General features: G+C 59.8%; 24 protein-coding genes and 1 other RNA gene. 10 read left to right on the top strand and 15 right to left on the bottom strand.

What is annotated here, in order from left to right:
- Positions 1-28 precede the first annotated feature (28 nt).
- From J5W70_RS05450 to J5W70_RS05390, 13 genes are all read right to left on the bottom strand, one after another.
- On the bottom strand, positions 29-1591 hold the full coding sequence (locus tag J5W70_RS05450; RefSeq protein WP_215832968.1) for an HD domain-containing protein: 1563 nt from the start codon (positions 1589-1591) through the stop codon (positions 29-31).
- A gap of 159 nt (positions 1592-1750) precedes the next feature.
- Positions 1751-2824 carry an acyltransferase family protein gene (locus J5W70_RS05445; RefSeq protein ID WP_022396883.1) on the bottom strand — a complete coding sequence of 358 codons (1074 nt, stop codon included), beginning with the start codon at positions 2822-2824 and terminating at the stop codon, positions 1751-1753.
- 18 nt (positions 2825-2842) lie between these two features.
- Positions 2843-3640, bottom strand: a complete 798-nt coding sequence (map, locus tag J5W70_RS05440) for a type I methionyl aminopeptidase (RefSeq protein ID WP_022396882.1) — start codon at positions 3638-3640, stop codon at positions 2843-2845.
- A gap of 13 nt (positions 3641-3653) precedes the next feature.
- Positions 3654-4304: an adenylate kinase family protein gene (locus J5W70_RS05435; RefSeq protein WP_022396881.1), complete on the bottom strand. Its 651-nt coding sequence runs from the start codon at positions 4302-4304 to the stop codon at positions 3654-3656.
- A 32-nt stretch (positions 4305-4336) separates the two neighbouring features.
- Positions 4337-5815 (bottom strand): preprotein translocase subunit SecY, encoded by a 1479-nt coding sequence (gene secY / locus J5W70_RS05430; RefSeq protein WP_022396880.1) that lies wholly within the window; start codon positions 5813-5815, stop codon positions 4337-4339.
- Between the two features lie 164 nt (positions 5816-5979).
- Positions 5980-6438, bottom strand: a complete 459-nt coding sequence (gene rplO / locus J5W70_RS05425; protein ID WP_022396878.1) for a 50S ribosomal protein L15 — start codon at positions 6436-6438, stop codon at positions 5980-5982.
- 62 nt (positions 6439-6500) lie between these two features.
- Positions 6501-7172 (bottom strand): 30S ribosomal protein S5, encoded by a 672-nt coding sequence (rpsE, locus tag J5W70_RS05420; protein ID WP_022396877.1) that lies wholly within the window; start codon positions 7170-7172, stop codon positions 6501-6503.
- Between the two features lie 16 nt (positions 7173-7188).
- Positions 7189-7551 carry a 50S ribosomal protein L18 gene (rplR, locus tag J5W70_RS05415; protein WP_022396876.1) on the bottom strand — a complete coding sequence of 121 codons (363 nt, stop codon included), beginning with the start codon at positions 7549-7551 and terminating at the stop codon, positions 7189-7191.
- Between the two features lie 35 nt (positions 7552-7586).
- Positions 7587-8126 (bottom strand): 50S ribosomal protein L6, encoded by a 540-nt coding sequence (gene rplF / locus J5W70_RS05410; RefSeq protein ID WP_102721103.1) that lies wholly within the window; start codon positions 8124-8126, stop codon positions 7587-7589.
- Positions 8127-8147: 21 nt separating this feature from the next.
- Positions 8148-8549 carry a 30S ribosomal protein S8 gene (gene rpsH, locus J5W70_RS05405; protein WP_022396874.1) on the bottom strand — a complete coding sequence of 134 codons (402 nt, stop codon included), beginning with the start codon at positions 8547-8549 and terminating at the stop codon, positions 8148-8150.
- 12 nt (positions 8550-8561) lie between these two features.
- Positions 8562-9143, bottom strand: coding sequence for a 50S ribosomal protein L5 (gene rplE / locus J5W70_RS05400; protein ID WP_022396873.1), 582 nt, complete (start codon positions 9141-9143; stop codon positions 8562-8564).
- A 65-nt stretch (positions 9144-9208) separates the two neighbouring features.
- Positions 9209-9436 carry a 50S ribosomal protein L24 gene (gene rplX, locus J5W70_RS05395; RefSeq protein ID WP_022396872.1) on the bottom strand — a complete coding sequence of 76 codons (228 nt, stop codon included), beginning with the start codon at positions 9434-9436 and terminating at the stop codon, positions 9209-9211.
- Between the two features lie 210 nt (positions 9437-9646).
- On the bottom strand, positions 9647-10519 hold the full coding sequence (locus tag J5W70_RS05390) for an NAD(+)/NADH kinase (protein ID WP_180971112.1): 873 nt from the start codon (positions 10517-10519) through the stop codon (positions 9647-9649).
- A gap of 151 nt (positions 10520-10670) precedes the next feature.
- Between J5W70_RS05390 and J5W70_RS05385 the strand changes: the two genes are divergently transcribed.
- The 4 genes from J5W70_RS05385 to J5W70_RS05370 all read left to right on the top strand — a co-directional run bounded on the left by J5W70_RS05385 (position 10671) and on the right by J5W70_RS05370 (position 15432).
- Positions 10671-11174: a septal ring lytic transglycosylase RlpA family protein gene (locus J5W70_RS05385; RefSeq protein ID WP_102721102.1), complete on the top strand. Its 504-nt coding sequence runs from the start codon at positions 10671-10673 to the stop codon at positions 11172-11174.
- A 39-nt stretch (positions 11175-11213) separates the two neighbouring features.
- Positions 11214-12350 carry a bifunctional metallophosphatase/5'-nucleotidase gene (locus J5W70_RS05380; RefSeq protein ID WP_215841943.1) on the top strand — a complete coding sequence of 379 codons (1137 nt, stop codon included), beginning with the start codon at positions 11214-11216 and terminating at the stop codon, positions 12348-12350.
- Positions 12337-12672 carry a hypothetical protein gene (locus tag J5W70_RS05375; RefSeq protein WP_215841942.1) on the top strand — a complete coding sequence of 112 codons (336 nt, stop codon included), beginning with the start codon at positions 12337-12339 and terminating at the stop codon, positions 12670-12672. Before J5W70_RS05380 ends, J5W70_RS05375 begins: the two co-directional genes overlap by 14 nt.
- Positions 12673-12750: 78 nt before the next feature.
- Entirely contained in the window at positions 12751-15432 is a 2682-nt protein-coding gene (locus J5W70_RS05370; protein ID WP_022396868.1) for a DEAD/DEAH box helicase, read from the top strand.
- Positions 15433-15468: 36 nt separating this feature from the next.
- On the opposite strand, the gene J5W70_RS05365 is transcribed toward J5W70_RS05370, so the two are convergent.
- The gene (locus J5W70_RS05365; RefSeq protein WP_180973025.1) at positions 15469-15645 is read right to left on the bottom strand and encodes a hypothetical protein; all 177 of its coding nucleotides are present in this window, start codon (positions 15643-15645) and stop codon (positions 15469-15471) included.
- A gap of 293 nt (positions 15646-15938) precedes the next feature.
- Here J5W70_RS05365 and J5W70_RS05360 point away from each other — a divergent pair, with 293 nt between their 5' ends.
- Together J5W70_RS05360 and J5W70_RS05355 are read left to right on the top strand one after the other, a co-directional pair.
- Positions 15939-16316: a hypothetical protein gene (locus J5W70_RS05360; RefSeq protein ID WP_022396867.1), complete on the top strand. Its 378-nt coding sequence runs from the start codon at positions 15939-15941 to the stop codon at positions 16314-16316.
- A 45-nt stretch (positions 16317-16361) separates the two neighbouring features.
- Positions 16362-16859 carry a hypothetical protein gene (locus J5W70_RS05355; RefSeq protein WP_215832967.1) on the top strand — a complete coding sequence of 166 codons (498 nt, stop codon included), beginning with the start codon at positions 16362-16364 and terminating at the stop codon, positions 16857-16859.
- A 231-nt stretch (positions 16860-17090) separates the two neighbouring features.
- Here the strand turns inward: J5W70_RS05355 and J5W70_RS05350 are convergent, their stop codons facing one another.
- On the bottom strand, positions 17091-18512 hold the full coding sequence (locus J5W70_RS05350; RefSeq protein WP_022396864.1) for a Gfo/Idh/MocA family protein: 1422 nt from the start codon (positions 18510-18512) through the stop codon (positions 17091-17093).
- A gap of 165 nt (positions 18513-18677) precedes the next feature.
- Here J5W70_RS05350 and J5W70_RS05345 point away from each other — a divergent pair, with 165 nt between their 5' ends.
- The 4 genes from J5W70_RS05345 to J5W70_RS05330 all read left to right on the top strand — a co-directional run bounded on the left by J5W70_RS05345 (position 18678) and on the right by J5W70_RS05330 (position 23655).
- Positions 18678-19694 carry a hypothetical protein gene (locus J5W70_RS05345; RefSeq protein ID WP_022396863.1) on the top strand — a complete coding sequence of 339 codons (1017 nt, stop codon included), beginning with the start codon at positions 18678-18680 and terminating at the stop codon, positions 19692-19694.
- 51 nt (positions 19695-19745) lie between these two features.
- Positions 19746-19840: signal recognition particle sRNA small type (gene ffs / locus J5W70_RS05340), an RNA gene on the top strand.
- 66 nt (positions 19841-19906) lie between these two features.
- Positions 19907-21121: a bifunctional folylpolyglutamate synthase/dihydrofolate synthase gene (locus tag J5W70_RS05335; protein ID WP_022396862.1), complete on the top strand. Its 1215-nt coding sequence runs from the start codon at positions 19907-19909 to the stop codon at positions 21119-21121.
- Positions 21122-21147: 26 nt separating this feature from the next.
- Positions 21148-23655, top strand: a complete 2508-nt coding sequence (locus J5W70_RS05330) for a U32 family peptidase (protein ID WP_215832966.1) — start codon at positions 21148-21150, stop codon at positions 23653-23655.
- The last annotated feature ends 74 nt before the right edge of the window (positions 23656-23729 follow it).

Here is a 23729-nt window from a genome sequence, read left to right as displayed (position 1 = left end):
ATAAGGGATGGAAGTTTCTTGAATCGGCCTACCGCTGGGGCACCAGCATGACGTCATAACCGAAGATGTCCGCAAACAGGTCGCCCTTCAGCCGCAGCGCCAGGTCTTCCACGGCGGTTTCACGCACGCCCTGGAGCTCCAGCTCCAGCATCCGGCCCCGGATGCGCGCCCGGACGCCGTTCACGCGCTGGGCATGGCCGCGTTCCAGGGCGTCCGCCACGCGCAGGATGGCAGCCATCTTGGCTACGCGCATGCGGTCCGTCAGCTCCAGCTCCCCGTACATGGGGTCGGAATTGGCGGGCACCTCATGCCGGTGGTAGCGGGCCAGCAGGGCGATCGTTTCCACGTCGTCCCGGGAAAGGCCGAAGATTTCACTGTTCAGGATGATGTACTGGGAATGGAGCTGGTGGTCCTGCTGGCTGATGAAAGACCCCACCTCATGCAGGATGGAGGCCACCTCCAGCAGCAGCCGGTCGTGCTCGGAAAGGCGGTGCAGGTCCTGGAGCTGGTCAAACATTTCCATGCACAGGCGCGCCACATGCTCGCGGTGCCCCTTGTCCGCCTTGTACCTGTCCGCTAGAATCCCGGCGAAGTGGAGCACCTCCGCCTCCAGGTCCCCCGGATGCTGTTCCGCCCGGATCAGGCTGCTTGAGAATTCCTCGTCATAGCCGCTTCCGGGGATGATCACGTCATTCAGGTTCAGGCTGCGGGCAATCATCTCCGTCATCAGTACGGCGGGCAGAAGGGAATCCACCCCGGCAAAGTCCGCCCCGTAAACGTTCATGCGCTGCTCCAGGGTGGTGCGGGACATCCGTTCCGCTTCCGCCACCAGGGCGGAACACGCCACCTTGCCTTCCGGCGTGGGGTCCAGGCGGTCACGGAGCTGCTGCATCTCCTGGCCGATGACGATAAGCCCCGCGAGGCCCTTGACGCCGCCGTAATCCAGGCAAATCTGGTCCACCTGCCCGCGCATGTGCTCCCGCAGCAGGGAAAGTTCCGCCACATCGTCCCCGTATTCTATTTCTCCGACGGCCTCGCCCGTGCGGTGCGTCCCCAGCCGGTAGCAGGAATAGCGCACGATGCGCCCCTTCTGGAACAGGAGCACGCGGGTATTGCCCGGCCCCGTATGGACCACGAGCACCTTTTTCTTGCTGAATCCCGGGTATTGTGCCAGCGTTTCCTGCACCTTCACGTAAATGAGGCGCGTCATCTTGCCGTCGTCAATCCGGCGTCCCCGCAGGCCGTGGGCCACGTGCATGCGGTTGACGAACACGTCCACATTGTCCGCCTCGGAAATGATGTTGGAGATCATGAGCCGGACGGAAAGCCTGCTGCCGGTTCCGTATTCCTTGAGAATTTCCAGATAGTCTCCGATGATTTGCACGCAGCGGTCCATGGTATGCCGGGAAATGCGGTGGAAACGGAAGATGTCCCGCGCCATGGGCACGGGCTGCTGGAGAAAGTCCAGCAGGCGAATCCTGTCCTGAACCACCTCAGCCACCATCAGGCTCATGGAGCCCGGCCCCAGGTAGATCACCGCCTGCGTTGATAATTCCGAATCCTGAACCTGCTCGCCTTGAATCATTGCCATACCATGTATTGTTTCCCAGCCGTGGAGCAAGAATGGCGGCGTGACAAAAGCGCCATCCCCGCCCGTTCCAGCAAGGGGCAGAATAAGGAATTTGCCTTTTGACGGCAAGAGATAAGCGCGGCTCCTTTTCCGGTCCGGAGGAACGGCCCTGCAGGGCGGCTATTTCCCGTAGGCTCCCAGTAGGGGAACCAGGCGCGGGGCAAACCTTTTCATGCAGAAGAAGAGCCCCGCCAGCACGGCGAAGATGACCGGAACCAGGCAGAGCCACAGGACGTCCCAGGCCTCCCCCTTCCACGTAATCCAGCCGCTTTCACGCAGCAGGATGATGACGATGTAGTGCGTGCCGAAGATGAAGAAGCACGCCGGGGCCAGCCCCGCCACCCATCTGGCCGCGCGCGGAAACCACTCCGTGAACAGGATGGCCAGGGACATCAGCCCCAGCATTCCCAGCGCAATAAGCATGGAGTTGTGCTGGTCCCGGTGGCCCACCAGCCACCAGGTGAGCGCGAGCGTGGCAAGCAGGAACGGCACCGCATACCGGCGCACGGATTCCGTCAGGAACGGAAGGGAGTAACGGGATACGTACATCCCCACCAGGAAAAAGCCCAGGCTGTTGGCGATAGGATAGTCATGATCCGCCAGGTCCAGCGCAAAGTAGTTCAGGGAGAGCATGATGATTCCCACCCAGAGCATGTAGTTCCCCATGCGGTGCAGGAGGGGCGCTACAGCGGTATAAATGATGATGTCGCGCAGAAACCACATGGGGGCGTCCACCGGGTGCCCGGCAATGCCCAGGCAGCGGCCGAACGCCGCGAGGGCGGACCAGAAGCCGCTGCCCGCCTCCCCCTTCAGCCATGCATACATGGGCTGGTAGGAGGCGTAGTATTCATGAAGGGGGGACCAGCCGATCAGAACGGCCGCCGCCAGCCCCCACACCAGGTACGGGCGGAGAAGAAACCAGCTCCGCTTCCACAGGAAAAGGCGCCCCCCGTCCAGCGGACCGAACGAACCGCGCCCCACAAAGTAACCCGCCGCCAGCAGGAAAAAGGGAGTGCGCGCCGCCAGGAATTCCGCCCATATCCACCGGTAAAGCTCCGCCGAATAGAAGGCCATGTGGTTTGCAATAATCAGGATGCAGGCAATCACACGGGCCACATCCACCCACACCATCCGGTGCGTGGCCGTCCTCTCCAGAATTACGGGAGCGGGAATCTGGGCGTCCGGCGGCGTCATTCCCTTGCGGGGCTGGAGTTACAAAGGGGCGATGCCGAGCTGCTCCGGCAACGCGATGCGGGGACGCTCCGTCACAATCAGGGGAGCCCCGTCCGTCACGATGACCGTGTGTTCAAAGTGGGCGGATGGCTTGCCGTCCGCCGTGACGACCGTCCAGCCGTCATCCAGAATCTTGACTGAAGGCCTGCCGGCGTTCACCATCGGTTCGATAGCCAGCGCCATGCCCTTTTTCAGGCGCGGAAGCTTGTAATGGGGGCGGTAGTTGGGAACCTGGGGCTCTTCATGCAGATGGCGGCCTATGCCATGGCCTACAAAGTCCCTGACCACGGTGTACCCGCGGGGACGCACAAAGCCCTCCACAGCCGCGCAGACGTCCGCCAGCAGCGCGCCGGGCCTCACCAGTTCAATGGCACGGAACAGGGATTCCTCCGTCACGGCCAGCAGGCGCAGCTTTTCCGGGTCCACCATGCCCACGGGCACGGTCATGGCGTTGTCTCCATGCCAGCCGTCCACAATGGCGCCCACGTCCAGGCTCACGATATCCCCGTTCTGGATGCGGCGCGGACCGCCGCTGCCGTGCACCACTTCCTCATTGATGGAAATGCAGAGCTGGCCGGGGAACCCGCGGTACTGGTAGAAGGAGTTGCCTACCTTGTGCTTCTTGAAGATTTCACGCGCGATGTCGTCTATTTCCCGCGTGGTGCGGCCCGCCTGGACCTCGGCTCCGATCTCCATCAAGATTTCCGCCGTTACAGCTCCGGCCTTTTGCATCTTGGCAACCTCGCCGGGAGACTTGATGTGGATTCGTTCTGCCATGGAATTCGTCTTTCTATTGCCGGTATTCTTCCAGCTTGCGGGCCAGGTCGCGGGAAACCTCGGCAGGTTCCCGTTCCTCGGTTACCGTCATTTTAACCACCAGGCCGCGGGCTTCGTAGTACCTGGCTACGGGCAGCGTCATGGCTTCAAAGTCTTTCCAGCGGCGGGCGAAGGCCTCCATGTTGTCATCCTTGCGGGAGACCATTTTGCCTCCGCATTTGGAGCATTCCTCTTCCGACGTCTGCACCACATGGCCGCACGTGGAGCATTCCCGGCGGTGCATGATGCGCTGTTCAATGAGTTCCCGGGCTACGTCCATCCAGACGACCACGTCCACGGAGGTTCCGCGCTGGGTCAGGAAATGGTCCAGGGCTTCCGCCTGCGCAACCGTGCGGGGATAGCCGTCCAGCAGCCACGCGTCATTGTCCATTTCCGAAAGCCAGCCGCGCACCATGTCGTTGACGATCTCGTCCGGAACCAGCATGGCCTTGTCCATATAGCCCAGGGCTTTCCGTCCCAGCTCCGTGCAGGATTCCACTTCCCGCCGCAGCAGGGAGCCGGTGCTCAGGGAGTTCAGGTTGAAAGTATCAGCCAGAAACCGGCCCTGGGTTCCTTTGCCGGATGCGGGAGGCCCAACCAGGATGAAATGCTTGAGATCCTTCATGTCTTTACTTTCGGAAGAGGGAATGGCGTTCCTTACTGCATGGCATTGTAGGCGATGGCACCAGCCAGCACCAGCAGGGCGATGACGACCCACATGACGGTGACCGTGCGGCTGCCTGCGGCGGCTCCGGTACCCTGGATGTGACCGTATTTGCCCTTGAGCTTGCCTTTTTTCAGGAAGCCGTCGTAGTTGCGGGAGAGAAGAGTGGTTTCCACCTGGCGCATCATGTCAAGCAGCACGCCAACCAGAATCAGAAGGCTGGTGCCCCCGAAGAATTGGGTGACCAGGTAGGGGATGCTGCCCCCGATGTTCAGCAGGGAAGGCAGGAAGTAGATGAGGGTCAGGAATGCGGAACCGGCAAAGGTCAGCCTCTGCATGGTCTGGTCCAGGAAAAGGGCGGTGGGAGGTCCGGGGCGGATGCCGGGGATGTAGCCGCCGTTGCGCTTCAGGTCTTCCGCGATCTGGGAGGGCTGGAACATGGTAGCCACCCAGAAGTAGGAGAAGAAGAAGATCATGAGGCCGGAAATGATGTAGTAGCCGGAGGAAGCGGGGTTCATCCAGTCATTCATCTTGGTGGCGATCCACTGCAGCGTGGTGTTGTAGTGGGCGATCTGGGAGAAGAGCACCTGCGGAAGGGACAGGATGGCCGTGGCGAAGATGACGGGCATCACGCCGGAGTAGTTGAGCTTGAGCGGCAGGTACTGAGTGGCGCCGTTGAACATTTTATTGCCCATGACCCGTTTGGCGTATTGCACGGGTATGCGCCGCTGGGCCTGCGTTACCGTGACGACGAGCGCCACCACGATAATCAGGAAGGCGATCAGGGCCACGAGCAGCATGGCGCCCATCGGGACGACCGCGCCGTCCTTGTACACCAGCGTTTTCCAGGCCAGGGTCACCGCGCCCGGAAGGGCATGGATAATGTTGACGGAAATAATGAGGGAGACGCCGTTGCCGACGCCGCGCTCCGTAATCTGGTCGCCTATCCACATCAGGAACATGGTGCCCGCCACCATGATGAGCACCGTCATCAGGGCAAACTGCATGCCTGGGTCAATGACGAGCTGGCAGTCCGGAGGGATATTGAGGCCCACGGCTTTCAAACGGTCCGGATGTTCCAATGTACCGACCAGGAACCAGCCCTGCACAATGGCGATGACGATGGCAATGGCGCGCGTCCATTTGGTCATCTTCTGGCGGCCGCCCTCTTCCCGCACCATCTTGGCCCACTGGGGAACCACCGCGGAAAGGAGCTGGGTCATGATGGAAGCGGAGATGTAGGGCATGATGCCCAGCGCAAAAATGCCGCACTGCTGCAGGCCGCCGCCGGAAAAGATGGTCAGCACGGTAGCCAGGCCCGCACCGGGGCCGCTGGCATTCGCGGAGGCTTCAATCACTTTCTGCAGCTCCATGACGTCAATGCCCGGCAGGGGTATCTGTACCCCCAGGCGGACGACGACGATCATCGCCAGTGTGAACAAAATCCGGTGCCTGAGCTCCGGTACTTTCATGGAGTTTGCAAATGCGGATATCATGGTCCTGTAATATAGAAGTTGTCGCGCAGCTTGGCTTGCATGTCACGGCGGCTTGTACCCGGGGCATCCATGGGGACCGCAACAGTAAACACAATGATGCGAACCGGGTCAAGCTGCATGACCCGGTTCGCCAAATGTGATTAGGCTTCGCTGAGCACGGTGACGGTGCCACCGGCCTGAGTCACCTTTTCGCGGGCGCTGGCGCTCACGAAGTCCACGACTACGTTCAGGCTTTTGGTCAGGGTGCCGTTGCCGAGAAGTTTCACGGCGTCACAGGGACCTTGAACGAGCTTGGCTGCACGCAGGGTGTTTTCATCAACCGTAGCGCCGGCTTCAAACACGCGTTCGAGCTGGGAGAGGTTGACGATGAGGATTTTGTCCTGGAAGCGGGTGTTGTTGAACCCCTTCTTGGGCAGACGGCGGTGAAGGGGCATCTGGCCGCCTTCAAATCCCGGGCGGATGGAGCCGCCGGAACGGGCCTTCTGGCCCTTGTTGCCTTTGCCGCAGGTCTTGCCGAGACCGGAGCTTTCCCCGTTGCCGAGGCGCTTCCTGCGGTGCTTGGCTCCCGGATTGGGCTTAATCGTATGAAGCTGTAACATGTTATTTACAATGGTTGGATTTCGTGGAGGCGGCGGCACGGGGCGGCCGCCTCCTGGTCAGATTAGATGGCCTTTTCCTTCTTCTTGCCGCGGTCGGCAAGGACCTGGTCGCTCGTGCGCAGGGAAGCGAGAGCCTGCAGGGTAGCCTTCACCACGTTGGCATGGTTGGAGGAACCGAGGGATTTGGCAACGATGTCACGCACGCCGGCTGCTTCCAGCACGGCACGGATGGTGTTGCCGGCAATGAGGCCGGTACCGGGGGAGGCGGGCTTCAGGAGCACCTTGCCGCCGCCGAATTCGGAGTAGACTTCATGCGGAATCGTGCCGTTGGCGATGGAGACCGGGCGAAGCTGGCGCTTGGCGGCTTCCGTAGCCTTGCGGATGGCGTCTGCCACTTCATTGGCCTTGCCGAAGCCGAAGCCTACGCGGCCTTCCATGTCGCCGCTCACGACGAGGGCGGAGAAGGAGAAGCGGCGGCCGCCCTTGACGACCTTGGCGCAACGGTTGATGAACACAACCTTTTCAGCGAGCTGGGGGCCTTCTTCCACGGGAGCTTCAGCCTGGAGGCCACGGCGTCCGTCACGGCGGGGACCACGGGGTCCGCGGCCATTCTGGCCGTCACGGCGGGGTCCGCGGGGGCCGCGGAAGTCGCGGCCGCCCTGTGCGGGTTGCTGCGCTTGAGCGGGAGCGGCGGCTTCCGTAGCAGGAGCAGTGTTTTCCGTTTCGTTATTCATTTAGGGAATCTTTCAATTAGAATTTCAAACCAGTTTCGCGGGCGGCATCGGCCAGGGCCTTCACCTTGCCGCAGAACTTGAAGCCACCGCGGTCGAAGACGACTTCAGTGACATTGGCGGCCTTCGCACGTTCACCAATCAGGTTGCCTACCTTGGTGGCAGAGGCGCGGTTGGCGAGCTTGGAAGGATCGGCGATGGATGCATCGGCCGTGGAAGCGGAGCAGATGGTCTTGCCCACCGTATCGTCGATGATCTGGGCATAGACGTGACGGTTGGAGAAATAGACAGCCAGGCGGGGGCGGGAAGCCGTTCCGGAGAGCTTTCTGCGGATGCGGCGGCGAACCTTGGAGCGGATGGCTTTGCGATTGATAGTACTCATCGTGTATAAATATGTTGTAATAGTTATTACCTGAATTACTTACCGACGCTCTTGCCTTCCTTGCGGCGGATAACTTCACCGGCGAAGCGCACGCCCTTGCCCTTGTAGGGTTCCGGGGGATAGTACGCACGGACTTCAGCGGCAAACTGGCCTACGACCTGTTTGTCGATGCCTTCGACCGTCACTTTCGTGTTTTCGGTCACGGTCACCTTGAGGCCTTCGGGAATCACCTGGTTGATCGGATGGGACTTGCCCAGGTTCAGGTCCAGGATGTTGCCCTTCACGGCGGCGCGGAAACCGACGCCGACGATTTCAAGGTTTTTGACGAAGCCTTCGGAAACGCCGATGACCATGTTGTTCAACAGGGAACGGTTCGTGCCGTGCAGGGCGCGAAGCTGGCGGCTTTCGCCAGCGCGGTCAACGGAAAGCTGATTGCCTTCAACGGAGGCGGTGATGCCTTCCGGAAGCGTCCAGGAAAGCTTGCCTTTGGGGCCTTCCACCTGAACGGAAGAGCCGTTAACCTTTACCGTTACCTTGTCCGGCAATGTGATGGATTTTTTACCAACTCGGGACATATGTTTAGGAAATGTTAATGGTTACCATACAAGGGCGAGAAGTTCGCCGCCGATGCTCTGCTTGCGCGCCTGCGCACCGGTCATCACACCACGGGAGGTGGAGACGATGGCAATGCCAAGCCCACTGAGAACGCGGGGAATGTCCTCGGAAGAAACGTACTGGCGGCGGCCCGGCTTGGAGCTGCGCTTCACGTCGGTGACGACCGGCTTGCCCTGGGGGGTAAATTTGGTCTTCACCTTGATTTGCTTCTTGGTTCCTTCACCGGTCACTTCATAGTTCCAGATGTAGCCTTCTTCCTGCAGAATCCGGGCGATTTCCACCTTGATGTTGGAGCAGGGAGCGGTAAATTCCTCGTTGCCGGCCAGGCTGGCGTTTTTCAGGCGGGTGAGGAAGTCGGAAATGGGGTCACTTAATACGGCCATGGTAAGAAATAGTTAGGCGTTAGCGGTTTGAGTTTCTTCGGCCTTCTTCGGTTCACGCATGGGAACGCCCAGACCGCGAAGCAGGTCGCGGCCTTCATCGTCCGTAGGAGCGGAAGTCACGAAAATGATGTCGAAGCCGATCTGACGCTTGATCTGGTCAAGTTCGATTTCGGGGAAGATGGACTGGTCGGAGATACCGATGGCATAGTTCCCGTTGCCGTCAAAGGACTTGTAGGGAAGGCCGCGGAAGTCGCGGATGTTCGGAGCCGTCACGTTGATGAAGCGGTCCAGGAATTCCCACATGCGGGCGCCGCGCAGCGTTACGCGGGCTCCCAGAGGTTCGCCTTCACGCACCTTGAAGTTGGCCACGCTCTTGCGGGCGAAGGTGACGGACGGCTTTTGTCCGGTAATTTTAGCGATTTCATTGACGGCATCTTCCACGGCCTGTTTGCGGTCCGGGTGCTTGCCCATGCAGGAGGTGACAACGATCTTCTCCAGGCGGGGAATCTGATGCACGTTCTTGTATGCATGCTTCGCTTGAAGGCCGGGAACGACCTTTTCACGGTAGTATGTTTGCAGTGTTGGTGTACTCATTGTTTTAGCGGGTCAGCTCTTTATTAATGATTTATGTGGCTTAAGCGCAGGGTCAGGCCGGAGGCCTAGCCTACTTTTTTCACGTTGGAGATGTGAATCGGGCCGTTAATCTCCTGAATGCCGCCTTCCGGGTTCTGTTCCGTCGGGCGCACAGCCTTTTTCAGGGTGCGGACGCCTTCTACGATGACAGTACCTTTGGAAGCATTCACGGCGAGAACGGTGCCGCGCTTGCCCTTGTGGTTACGTCCGGCGATGATTTCTACTTCATCACCTTTTTTCACGTGGGTCTTCATATATGACTATTTCTTACGCGTTTATGCGATTAAGATCTACCACCCCCTTGGTGGTAGGGCAGGAAGAGTATTATAGGATAGGCCTTTTCGTCAAGCCCGCATCCTAAAAAAATCGTTTTACCGCCCCTGCGCCAATGCGGAACGATCAATGGAGAAGCGCCCCGGCCTGCAAAAGACGCCGGGCCCGGTTTCCGAACCGCCGGAACGGTTTTATTCATCATCCGTAGGAATCTCCGCTCCCTGCCAGCGCAGCTTGGCCCTCAAGAGAGCGCCGAAGTTCTGTTTGCGGAGATGAACCAGGGAGAGGGTTTCCGGAGCTTTCCGGATCACGAGGCTTTCTCCCACTTCAATGGGATAGGCGGAACGGCCGTCCAGGGAATAAACCATGGAATCAAAGCGGCCGCGGCGCTCGCGGGGCCGCAAGCGTATGGTCATGGTGTCCGGAAGCACCACGGAACGGTTGGTCAGGCTGTGCGGGCAGATGGGGGTGACGCACACTACGCGGGACATGGGCCATACCAGCGGCCCTCCGGCGGAAAGGGAGTACGCCGTGGAGCCAGTGGGGGTGGAGACCAGAACGCCGTCCGCATGGTAGCGGTTCAGCAGTTCTCCGTCTATCTCGGCATCCAGGTCCACCATCTTGCCGGACTGGGCGCGGATGAGGGAGACTTCATTCAGCGCCAGCTTGCGGGGAGGGACTGCGATACCGTCCACGCCCATCCGGACCACCTCCAGCATGGAGCGCTCGTCCGTCAGGAAAGAACCCTCCTGGAGCGCGTACGCCAGCAGCGGCAGCTCCTGTACGGAACAGGTGGTCATGAATCCCAGGCGCCCCAGGTTCACGCCCGCCAGGGGCACGTGGTGCGCAGCCGCCAGAGAGGAGACGGTCAGCATGGTGCCGTCCCCGCCGAAGGTTACCAGCATGCTGCACCGGACGATGGCCTGTTCCAGGGCATCCGGCGTCTCAATGACGCAGGACCCCAGCCCGTGGCGGGAAAGCTCGCGGCGCATGATGCGCAGCGCTTCCCCCAGTCCCGGTTTTTCCGCCAACGCGACCAGGCCGATTACCTTGGAAGGATTCATGCGGGCAAGCATACTGCATTTTCCCGCGCCGCTCAACTGGTAAACCACGGCAGGGGGAAAGATTCCTTCCGGGCATCCCTATCCATTAAATTTCAATTCCTGTTTCTTTTTTGTTATACAAGATTATAAACATGTGTTAAAGATAAAAAGCGTGAATTGGTCCCTCCCCGTCCTGCTGCTTTTTCTGATGCCGGGCTGCTCCACTACGGAGAAGTGCGGCCAGAAAACGGCCCCGGCCGTACAGGCGACAGAGGCGCATGTAAAAAATGCGCCCTACCGGGTGAGGGGGAAAAGATATACTCCCATGAGCGTCGCAGACGCCCTGCAATACAGTGAAACCGGCTATGCCTCCTGGTATGGCGGGAAAGGACGCAGCATGAAGACATCCTCCGGAGAGTACATCAATCCCCAGCGGTCCATGACGGCGGCCCACAAAACCCTGCCGATGCCGTGCAAGGTGAAAGTCACCTGCCTGGCAACGGGCAAATCAGCCGTCGTCAGGATCAACAACCGAGGCCCCTTTCACAGCAACCGCCTGATAGACCTGACCGCGTCCGCCGCAAGCCGCATCGGCCTGCACAGCCGCGGCGTATCCAAGGTCCGTCTGGAAGTCATTTCAGTGGGTGACGGCCCGTACGAGGTTTTCGCCCGTTAATCCCTTTTATCATTTCCCGTATCTCTACTTTCTCCATCCATGATTCCGCCCCGCATTCTCCTTGCCGGCCTGGCATGCCTGTGCCCGTTCACCCTGGCTCAGAAGCTCAAATCGGATCCCCACAAAACGCTGATCATCATTTCCACCAGCGATATGCACGGCAATCTGGAAAAATTCCCCAAACTGGCCACGCTGGTAAAACAGTACCGCGCCAAGTACCCGCACGTGCTGCTGGTGGATTCCGGAGATTATTTCATGGGCAACCCCTATGTGGACGACTGGGAAAAACGGGGCGAACCCCTGACTGTCCTGATGAACAAGCTTAAGTACGACATCGTGACCATCGGGAACCATGACCTGGATTACGGGCAGGAAGCCCTGCGGGACCACATTAAGGGGATGCCCGGCACCAAGTTTGTCGTTACCAACGTCAATCCCTCCCCCACGCTGGAAAATTGTTTTTCCCCGTATGCCAGCATCCCCATCAAGGGCACGCCGATTTCCATAGGGTTCATCGGCCTGGTGGACCTGCAGACCACGGACGTCCGCAGGATGAGCGGCATTTCATGGAAACTGCCGGATGAAGAGGATTACAAGGGCATCACGGACAGGTTCCGCCTGCACCATAACACCATCAATGTCATCCTCAGCCACCTGGAATACGACCACGATCTGAAAATGATGAAGTATTCTCCGAATATCGACGTCATTCTGGGTGGCCATACTCATGTGATGCTTCCGCACGGCCATCTCAGAACCGGAACGCTGCTCAGCCACACAGGCCACAGACTGAGCCATGCAGGCGTTACGGAAATCACCTTCTCCACGGAAAAACCCGCCTCCATCCTTTCCAAGTCCACGAAGGCCGTTTCCCTGGACGAAAGGATTCCCAGCGACCCGGAAGTAGAGAAGATTGTCCAGCAGTTCACCGGAAACCCGTTCTTCAACCAGCAGGTGGGCGTCGCCGGGGAGGATATCACGCACGTCACCGTAGGCACCTTTTTCTGCAAAGCCATCCAGCAGGCCTCCCATTCGGACATTGCCATTTACAACCGCGGCGGCGTACGGGCCAGAAGCCATCTCTGCAAGGGCCCCATTAAGATCAAGGATATTTATGAAATGGAGCCCTTCCGGGAAAAGGTCGTCACCTGCTCCATGAGCAATGGCGGACATTGAACAACTGATTCTGTCCAAATTCATGTCCCCGTCCGATGACGAAGGAGGCATTCTGGAAGTTTACTGCTCCGGTTTCTCCTACCAGATTATGGACGGCGTTACGCCAAGCATCACCAGCACCTTGAAAAACGGCGTCATTTACACTGTCGCGATGGGCGACTACCTGTGCAACAATTTCAAATTCCCTCAAAAGGGAAACGGCAAACCGACGGGAATAAGCGTCCGTTCAGCCCTGATCGAATATCTGAAACAAATCAAGGAGCTTTTCAATCCGCCGCCGCCCAAACTGCCCATCATCAAAGATACGACGTTCGCCCTGTAAGCGGCACGGGAACCGCATGCCGCAGGGCGGCGGGATGGATTGAACAAGCTGGGCGGCCATGCTACATTCCTTCCAGCCATGCAGCCGGAATCCCATCACGCAGCGCCGGAAGAGGAACGGAACTTCAGCGGTTTCCGCATCCTTCCATCCGGAGCGCCGGTGACGGACACTCCCCCCTTCGACCGCCTGTTTGAAGAGGGGGCCGGAAACGGATTATATGCCCTCGCGGTCTCCAACTGGGAAACCGCGCCTGACCCGGGCGCCTTTTTTATCAAGAACATGGCGCGCCAGGCGCTCACCCGCATGGCGCACGCCGCCGCGGAAAGGCCGGATGAGGTGGACACCGTCCTGGACCACCTGCTGGCCTCCACGGCGGAAAGAGCGGCCCTGGCGGAACAGTTCCCTCCCGTGCCGGGGGCGGAATACGTCACTCCGGGCGTCATCGCCGGATGGCTTGAGGATTTCCGGAGGCTGGTGAAAAAGGAAGTCGGCACCCGCGGCATCACTCCCGCCGCGTGGCTGAACGGGCTGGGCGCCCCCTGGAACCAGATTGGGAAGGTATTCTTCCACCTTGCGGAAAACCGGGATGACGCCACGGGCTCCCGGCCCTTTGCCTTCATGGCTACCTTTGCGCATCAAAGCGCGGCGGACAACCAGGTGCGCCACCTTCCCCTTTCCACCGCCCTGAAACTTCATGAAGGGAACTACACTGCCCTGCTGGCCGTGCTCCAGCCCTTGAAGGAAGCGGCACGGGAAAGCTCCCTGCTGCAGCGACTGCTGGACAATGGAAAGATTTACGCCCCGCTGGCCTGGAGCGCTGCGGAAGCCCGGGACTTTTTACAGGACACGCCAGCCTATGAACATGCAGGCATCATCGTGCGCATGGTGAACCTGTGGAGAAAATCCCCTCCCAAATTACAGGTAAAAGTCACGGCGGACGCTCCCGGCAGTGAAAAAACGGCTCATTCCTCCGGGCTTTCCGTCCACAGCCTGCTGCGGTTTTCCGTAGCCGCCACGCTGGGAGGCAGGGACCTGGCCCCGGAGGAACTGGAGGAACTGCTCAGCAACGGAGACGGCCTGATACGCTTCAAGGGGGAATGGGTGCGCGTGGACGCTCAAAAAGTCCGGGACCTGATGGACCGGTGGACCAAGGCGGCGCGCATGATGAGTTCCCTGGGCATTCCCCTGGTTCAGGGGCTGAGGCTGCTGGTCAACGGCCCTTCCGACCAGCTTGCGCAGCTCCCGGAACCGGATGAAGACTGCGTGATGGAACCGGGCCGGGATCTCCGGCAGGCTCTGGATATCCTGGCGGGTGAGGTTCCCGTCTCCGTGCCGGAGCTTGCGCCCCGGTTGAACGCACTGATGCGCCCTTACCAGAAAGAGGGCTTTTCCTTCCTGTACCGGGTTACGGAACGGGGCTTCGGCGCCTGCCTGGCGGACGACATGGGGCTGGGGAAAACCCTTCAGGCCATCGCATGGCTGGATGCGCTGCGGAGGGAAGGCCGGCTGGAAGGCCTCCCGGCCCTGATCGTGGCCCCGGCGTCCCTCCTGTCCAACTGGAAGGAGGAAGCGGAACGCTTCGCGCCGGAGCTCGCCCTGCGCATCATGCACCCCTCCGCCCCGGATTCATGGCAGCCGGAGGAAATCCCGCGCCGGGAAGGCTGCCACGCCGTCATTACTACCTACGGCATGGCCGCGCGCACGCCTGCGCTGGCCGGGCTGCATTTCCCGGCCATCATTCTGGATGAAGCCCAGGCCATTAAAAACGCAGGTTCCGCACGTTCCCGCGCCATCCGCTCCCTGCACGGGGAGAGGCGCGCCGCCCTGTCCGGCACGCCGGTGGAAAACAACCTGAATGAATTATGGAGCCTGATGGAATTCCTGAATCCGGGCCTGCTTGGCGGCAGAAAAAGCTTTGAAGCCTTCACCCGCTCCCTGGAACGAGGCTATGCCCCGCTGCGCCGCCTGGTGCGCCCTTTCATCCTGCGCAGGATGAAGACGGATCCGGCCCTGGTCCCCGACCTGCCGGACAAGACGGAAATACCCGCCTACTGCCCCCTCACGCCGGAACAGGCCGCCCTGTACCAGACGCAGATAGATACGCTGCACGCCATGCTGGACGAACCGGACCCGGCCGCCCGCCTCATGCTGATCCTGCCCGTCCTGGCGCGCCTCAAGCAAATCTGCAACCATCCGGCGCAGTTCCAGGGCACGGACGACTACGCCCCGGAACGCTCCGGAAAGTTCCTGCGTCTTCAGGAATTGTGCGCCTCCATCGCCGCCCGGCAGGAAAAAGCCATCCTCTTCACGCAGTTCCGTTCCATCATTCCCCATCTGCACGACTTGCTTTCCGGGGTCTTCGGCCGTTCCGGGCTTACCCTGCACGGAGGCACGCCCATTCCGGAACGCCAGGGCATCGTCACCGCCTTCCAGAAGGAATCCGGGCCTCCCTTCTGCATCCTGTCCCTGAAGGCCGCCGGGACCGGACTGACTCTGACCCAGGCCTCCCACGTCATCCATGTGGACCGCTGGTGGAACCCCGCCGTGGAAAACCAGGCGACGGACCGGGCCTACCGCATCGGCCAGCACCGGAACGTGCTGGTGCACCGCCTGATCTGCCGCGGCACCATTGAGGACCGCATTGACGCCATGCTGACGGAAAAGCGCCGCATGGCGGACGACCTGTTCTCCGGCGGCCCGGAACAGTGGCTCATGAACATGAGCGCAGAAGAACTTAAGGACGTTCTTTGCAAGAGCTGAACCAATTTCATCTCCTGAAGGAGCGGTTGATGAAAATCAATTCAACGGGGAGATAAGAAAGGGAACAGAAAAATGCATTAACACGCATTTTTTCCTCTCTGACGAGGGAAAGTCAGAAAATCCGGTTTTCTTGATGAGCCCTGTTTTTGGCATCCGGCCGCCCATGCCGGAGAATTTGCCGGAAATCATAAAAACAGGGGCGTACACCATCACGGCATTCCACCTGTTTGCGGCAGCCTTGGAACAATCCCATGACGAAATCTTTCACCGTGCATTCCGCGTCCATTGTGTCTCACCCATATTAGCCATGCAAAGTTGCACCGGGGAAACTGATTCGCGAGCTTCCAGGAATGCCTTATCTAGCAGTAAAGCTTATAATTTATTTATTATGAATTAGAAAAATATTTTTACCACCCAATTCCTTTACGATGGAATAACGGCAAAACATCTACCGGGATTATCAATTTTCATTGACAATTTATCATTTCAATTTCATAGGTGATAATATGATGATGATTCCAAAAATATTGTGCTGTTTTTCGCTTGTTTTGGGCATCCTCGTTGGAGCGGCACATGCCAAACAAGCAAAATGCGGCTATGAGCTCATAAATATTTCAGAGCCGACAGCAGAGCTGGTTGAACCGGTTAAGGGAAAATCAATGAAATTCAAGGTTCATGCGACTGCCATGGCAACTTACACTCACAAGGACGGCTCCACTGTTTCAGAGATCGTGAATCTGGATCAGGGTGCCACTGTTGTCGTGGATGTCTCGGAAGACCTGCCCTGGAATGAGAGAGCAAAAGAAAAGGCGATTCTTCTTTTACACCAAAAAGCCCTTTCCAGAAGAATGGAATTATGCAGAGACAACGGATGCAGCAAATAATGGCGGTAACACAATAACCATACACATTAACAATAACATAGGGAAATGAAGATGAAAATATTATTAAAAATAACCATTTTGACCATAGGATGCAGCGCCATGCTGGCCATCAATCCATCATTTGGAGCGGACGAAGCACAAAAACAGGCCGCCGGGGCCGTCCAGTTTCCTGCCGGTTCCTATAAAAATCCCGCCGTGCTTGATCTTAAAGGGGTCAAGGATTACAGCATGCTGGAATCGGCGCGAGATGAATACCTCAGAAAACATTACGACGGTTACCGTGTTCTGGGTGAAGGATTCACCATGATTGGAGGCCGCTACATCCTTACCGTCAGCTTGACGAATGATGAGGACGAAAACAAGGTAAACAATCTTAAGCTGGTCTATTTCGACATGACTGATGCGTATAAGAAATTAGGCAAATCAAAAGACAGGCAGACGCGCGAGAAAATAAAGGAATTGAAGAATAATCACCACCCCATGAGTGAAAAGGAACTCATGGAAAAACTGGAACGGGGGACGACGGAAAAAACCGGAAAATAAGATAAATGCCGTCTGGCCCCGGTTTTCATTTTAATCCCTTTCTATTTCCATCGTGAGGGATTTTTTACTGGAATGACTCCGCGCGCTGGCTTGTTAAATATAGAGCCTGTATTTTCTGATAAGCCGTAGTTTTGTTTTTTCAGGAATGCGACTCGCAGGCATCATTTCCATGATGCCTGCGAGTCAAACCCTGTACATCTGCTTTTCCAGCGTCTTCTGCTATCTTCCTTCTCAGGAAACCACGGCCAGCGGCGCGGTGGTTTTCCAGTCTCCGCGGGTAAAGTCCGGGAACTCCACGGGCATGCCGCCCTGCGCGATGGAATGAGCCGTCAACGGCAGCAGGGAAGACCAGGCGGCTCCTTCGTAAATATTCTGGTCCATCGGCTCTCCGTTCCGGAGGCATTCCACGATGCGGGAAAGCATCACGAAGTCCATGCCGCCGTGGCCGCCCATTTTCGTAGCCAGATTCCCGATGCGTTTCCAGAGCGGATGGTCGTATTTCTCGTAAATGGCGGCCAGCTTCTCCCGGCCTTCAATCCATTCGTGATAGTTGCCGTTGCCCAGCTTTTCACCCGCCACGCGGGTCGGGAAGCCGGCCAGGGTGCCTTCGGTTCCCTGGATCAGGTTGGCGCGGGAATAGGGCCGGGGGGACGTTTCATCCAGTTGGACGACAATAGTGCGCCCCAGTTGCGTCTTGACGATGGCCGTGTTCATGTCCCCGCAGATGAAGGGGGTATTGTTCCAGCGGTGGTCCGCGGGAAGGTGTTTTTTGGCGTAGGCATTGCGCCCGAGCGCAGGGGAGGCGAACGCAGCCACCCGGCTGAAATGGTCTTCTCCGCGCGCCAGGTTCATGTACTGCGCCACGGGGCCCAGTCCATGGGTGGGGTACAGGTTGCCGTTGATCCGGGTATGGTATTCAGGCCGCCAGGCCCCTTCCCCGCGCGTGTCCCCCAACTGCGTCACCAGGCAGTGGATATATGCGGCCTCCCCGTGGAGCAGATCGCCGATGACCCCCTGCCGGACCATGTTCAGGAACATAAGCTCGTCCCGGCCGTAGTTGACGTTTTCCATCATCATGCAGTGCTTCCGGGTGGCCTCGCTGGTGTCCACCAGATTCCAGAGTTCTTCCAGGGAGACGGCCAGCGGAACTTCCACAAAGGCGTGCGCGCCGTGCTTCATGCTGTCGCAGGCGATTCCGGCATGGGTACTCCAGTCCGTGCTGATGATGACAGCGTCCGGTTTCAGCTCCTTCAGCATGGTCAGGTATTCCGTGTCCCCGCCGGAATAACTCAGCGGGCTTTTCCCCATCTTGGAAAGCACGCGGTCCACGCCGCGCTTGGCCAGGTCTTCCTTCAAATCACATACGCCCACGATTTCCACCCCGTCCATCACGCACATTTGAGCCAGATGGGAAAAGCCGCGGCCGCCCACGCCGATGAAGGCAAGCCTGATGCGGGCCAGCCCGGGAGCCTTGAAGCCCCCCATGTACATGGAGCCGGAAGGCCGCGGAGACGCCTGGGCGCCGGATTTCCAGAGGCTGTCCCCGGCAGGGATTTCCAGGGCCTGCCCGGGGAGAACGTTTCCGGCGGCAGCCGCTCCGGCCGCGAGCCCCAGGGATTTGAGAAATTGTCTGCGTGATGAAAAAATAGACATGATTTGAAAGTATGGCTTCAAGGAAGATTACGCCTCCCGTGCCGCGGATTTATCATCATTCCCGTCCCGGAGGAAAAAAGCTCCGGATGGCTGATTTTAAGGTTTGCAAAATCCGGCGGAACTTCCACTATGAGATAAACTTCTGCCTCTAACCACCTTCAATTTATGCGTTACCTTCTTCTTATCCTGTTGCTCGCCGGCGGCTATTACGGCTGGGATTATTACCAAACCGGCCTCGTGCCCAGGCATGAAGCCATCAAAGCCATGGAGCAGGAGCCTTATCCGGAGCTGGATGCGGCCCAGGCCCGTTTTGACGAGGCGGCGGAACTTCACGAACAGCAGGCGGCACGCCTCCAGGCGGCCATCCAGAGGAAGGAAGAGGCCATCCGCAAGTATTGGGATGCCCAGATGGAGAAGATCGACCAGGCAAACGCCGGGAAAAAGTCCGTGCCCGCCGTGAAGGGAAGGCCCAATGCCCGGAGCGCGGAAGCCCGGATAGCCAATCTCCTGGAACAATATGACCGCCGCGTCGCGGACGTGGAGGAGCTCAAAGGCAAGCGGGACACCACCAGGCAGCAGTTGGACAACGCCCGGAACCGGCTCCAGGAACAAATACGCCAGGTGGAAACCCGGCTGGACATCAACCGCATCCAGCGCGCGGAGGCGTCCAATACGAAGAGCAAGGATTTCAAGGTGACGGAGAGTCGGGCGGACCTGCTCAAGCTCCAGGCCAGCCTGCCGCAGGAGCTGGACCGCATCACCCGCAAGGGGGAAGCCATGCTGAGTGACCAGACGGCGGCCTACGAGAAGGCCAAAAGGGAGCTGGCCCTGTTCCAGAACAAGGTGGACAGACAGATCGCCAGTCTCCGGGATGCCATGAACTCCCCCCTGGCGGAAGAGTATGATGAGACGGAAATCCTTTCGGAAGACCCCGAGTTCCGCACCATGATCGCCCCTTACGACCAGGCCGTCAGCCATGAGGAAACGCTTGTCATGCGGACGGAGGCGGACGTGGAGGAGCAGGCCAAGGTCCTGCACGGGCTGCAGCGCATCAGGGACGGGAAAATTGAAGGGGAGCGCAGCCAGCTCAGGCAGGAGGAAGAGATTTTCTTCACGGCCGCCGCCGTCATCGGCGTGGTTCTGCTAATCTCCATTTTGCTCTCCTTTACCAGAAGGAGATGATGCCTTTGAAGGTTGACACTGCACCGCAAACCTAGTTTACTGTCTGGGCCGCCGGGAACCCCGTGGAGGCACGACTGGCAAACCCCGCCAGGACCGAGAGGTAGCAACGGTAGCTTGTTCGTGTTTGCCGCGTCCGTTCCCGGCGGTATTTTATTGACGCCCCCTTCCATACCGGGATTGAACGGGAGCCTTCCCGTGGTAGAATACCGCCCATGAACGTGTCCGCCGCCCTTGACTGGCTTTTTTCCACCCAATTCTTCGGGATCAAGCTGGGGCTTGACAATACCGGGAAGCTGCTGGCGGCAGCCGATGCGGACCGGACGGATGCCACAGTGGTCCACGTGGCTGGCACCAACGGGAAAGGCTCCACCTGCGCCATGATTGAGGCCCTGGCCAGGGCACAGGGGTATGTGACCGGCCTGTTCACCTCCCCCCATCTGGTGGAGTTTTCCGAACGCATCCGCGTGAACGGGAATATGATTCCCCCGGAGGCGCTGGCGGAAGAAATTTTCTTCCTGAAACAACTGGCGGAAGGCTGGGAACAGCCGCCCACCTTTTTTGAGCTGGCGCTTGCCGTCGCCCTGCGCCACTTCCGCAAAAGCGGCGTGAACTTCATCATTCTGGAAACGGGCCTGGGCGGCAGGCTGGACGCCACCAACGCCGTGCCCAAGGACATCGCCGTGCTGGCCCCCATCGGCCTGGACCACCAGCAGTACCTGGGAGACACCCTGGAAGAGATCGCCGCGGAAAAGGCGGCCATCATCTCCCCCGGCAAACCGGCCGTGACCGCCGTGCAGAGCCCGGAAGCCATGGCCGTCATTGAACAGACGGCACGGAACCGCCGTTCCCCCCTTACGGTCGCCCGGGCGGACGGGGAAACGCCCCGGCCATCCCTGCCCGGAGCCCATCAGCGGGAAAATGCCGCCCTGGCGCTGGAAACCATGAGGCAGCTCCACGCCCTCCCCTCCCCTTCCGCAGCCGCCGCTGCCCTGGCAAAGGTGCAGTGGCCCGGAAGGTTTGAACGCCTTGAAACGCCACCGCTGGTGCTGGACGGCGCCCATAACGAACATGCGGCGCGCGTGCTCGCGGCCACATGGAAGGAGGAATTCCCCGGGCGGAAGGCGGCTCTGGTTTTTGCCGCATCCGCAGACAAGCACATCCGGGAGATGATCCCCGTTTTGCGGGAAATCACCGGAGAATGGCACCTGGTTCCCTGCACTTCCCCCCGCATCATGCCGGCGGAAGAATTGGCCGTCCTGCTGGCCGGACTGGAAACCGGCCCCGTCTTTATCCATTCCACCCTTCCGGACGGGCTGCATGCGGCCCTGGCCTCCCCGCTTCCGGCCCTGGCGGCAGGCTCCCTGTTCCTTCTGGGGGATTTGAAAGCGCTGCTCCGCCATGCGGAAAAACGCTGCACCGCCCAGTAACCCCTCCATCCTTTTTGTTTTTCCCCGTGATTTCCGACGACATGACCCTTTCCTCCCTCCGGCCCGGAGACCTGCGCCCCGAATTGCTGACTCCCGCCGGGGACATGGACTGCGCCCGCGCCGCCGTAGCCAATGGCGCAGACGCCATTTATTTTGGCCTGGACCGTTTCAACGCCCGCTTGCGCGCGAATAATTTTACGCTGGATTCCCTGCCGGAACTGATGCGCTTCCTCCACGCGCACGGCGTGAGGGGATACGTGACGATGAACACGCTCCTTTTCACCTCCGAGCTGGCGGACGCCCTCACCTACCTGGGCCATTTGAATGCCGCCGGCGTGGACGGCGTGATCGTGCAGGATATCGGGCTTGCCCGCTGCCTGACAGAGTGGGGAAGGCAGGATCCCGCCATGAAGCTGGAGCTGCACGCCTCCACCCAGATGACGCTTTCCTCCCCGGACGGCCTGGAATTCGCCGCCGGTTTCCTGGACTTGAAGCAGGCCGTGCTGGCGCGGGAATTGAGCCTGGAGGAAATCGGGCAATGCATACGCCATACGGATATTCCCCTGGAGGTGTTTGTGCACGGGGCGCTCTGCGTGGCTTACTCCGGCCAGTGCCTCACGTCGGAAAGCCTGGGCCAGCGCAGCGCCAACCGCGGAGAATGCGCACAGGCCTGCCGCCTGCCCTATACCCTGGTCGTGGACGGCAAGGCCGTTCCGCTGGGAGAAAGGCGCTATCTGCTCAGCCCGCAGGATCTGTGCGCCCTTGACCGCATTCCGGACCTGGTCCGCATGGGCGTGAAGAGCTACAAGATAGAGGGGCGGCTGAAAAGCCCGGAATACGTTGCGGCGGTAACGGCGGCCTACAGAAAGGCCCTGGACGCCGCCTGCGCCGGAATACCCGTGGATGAATTGGTGACCGCACGCGACCGTTATGCACTGCAAATGGTATTTTCACGCGGCTTTTCCACCGGCTGGCTGGACGGCACGGACCACCCGCGCCTGACCCACGGCCGCCACGGCAAGAAGCGCGGCGCCTATGCAGGCGCCATTGTGGACAGCGGCCAGGGCTGGCTGGACATCAGGCCGGAAGGGAACGTTCCGCTCGCTCCCGGCGACGGCTTCGTCATTGACGCCGGGGAGGACCGCAATGAAGAACAGGGCGGCCGCATCTGGAAAGTGCAGAGAAACCGCCTTTTCTTCCACGGAAAAGCCTCCGGCATTGACTGGAGCAAGGTCAGGCCGGGGCAGAAGCTCTGGAAAACGGATGATCCGGCCCTGAACGCCGAGCTGAAAAAAATGCGGGAGCACCTGCCGGAGGCCGTCCTTCCCCTCCATTTGGCATGCACCGGATCCGCCGGGGAGCCTCTGACGGTTTCCTGCCCGGAATACGGGTGTTCCGTGCAGTCCGCACAGCCCCTGCAAACGGCGGAAAAACGCCCACTGACTCCTGAAGTTCTGGAACAGCAGCTCGGCAGGCTGGGAGGAACGGGGTTCCGCCTGGCTTCCTGCGAATGCTGCCTGCCGGAGGGCCTGATGCTCCCGCTCAGCATCCTCAACCAGACAAGGCGCGCCCTCGTGGAACAAATTCAAACGGCCCGTCAGGAAAAAGAAATCTCCGTTCCCTCCCGTCTTCCGGAACCTTTCGTCCTTCCCGCGCTTCCGGCGGGTGCGGCAACGCCGGACGCGCCGCCTCACCTGTCCGTGCTGTGCCGCAGGCCGGAACAGATACTTTCCGTTCTGGATGCCGGAGCGGACGCCGTCTATCTGGACTTTGAAGACCTCCGGGACTATGCGGCGGGAGTGGAAGCGGTCCGGCGGCACACGAAAAGCATCCCCGTCTTTCTGGCGACGCCCCGCATCCAGAAGCCGTCGGAAACCGGTTACTTCAAGCTCATGGAACGGGCGGAGCCGGACGGCGTCCTCATCCGCAACCTGGGCGCGGCGCAGTACTTCCGCCATTCCCCCCTGCACCGCATCGGGGATTTTTCCCTGAATGTCGCCAATCCGTACAGCGCGGCCATCCTGAAGGAACGGGGGAACCTGGATTATCTCACCATTTCCTATGACCTGAACGCCGGACAGGTGGAGGACCTGCTCCGCGCCGCGCCGCCGGAATGGTTTGAACTGACTCTGCACCAGCACATGCCCATGTTCCACATGGAGCACTGCGTGTTCTGCACCTTCCTGTCGGACGGCTCCAGCTATAAGAACTGCGGCCGCCCCTGTGAACGGTACCACGTGCAGCTGCGGGACCGCGTGGGGCAGCTCCATCCCCTGCTGGCGGACGCCGGGTGCCGGAACACCCTGTTCAACGGCCGCGCGCAGACGGGAGCCGGCTTTTTCCGGGGCTTCCGCCATCAGGGCCTTTCCCGCTTCCGCGTAGAACTGCTGGACGATTCTCCGGAAAAAGCACGCCTTCTGGTATCCCGCTACCGGGAATTGCTGGACGGCTCCTGCACTGCGGCCCGGCTCATCCGGGAACTGGACGTCGCGGAACAGCTCGGCACCACGGAAGGCACGCTCCGGCCCAGATAACGCAAGCCCGGGCCTGGCAAGGAGAAAGGCGGACAAAGAATGCACCGCCCGCGCCTTGAAGCGGCGCAAAAACC

Origin of the sequence: Akkermansia massiliensis, assembly GCF_018847375.1 — a bacterium.
Lineage (GTDB): Bacteria > Verrucomicrobiota > Verrucomicrobiia > Verrucomicrobiales > Akkermansiaceae > Akkermansia > Akkermansia massiliensis.
The sequence above is the reverse complement of the archived record's forward strand: the minus strand, read 5'-3'. Positions and strand labels throughout refer to the sequence as shown.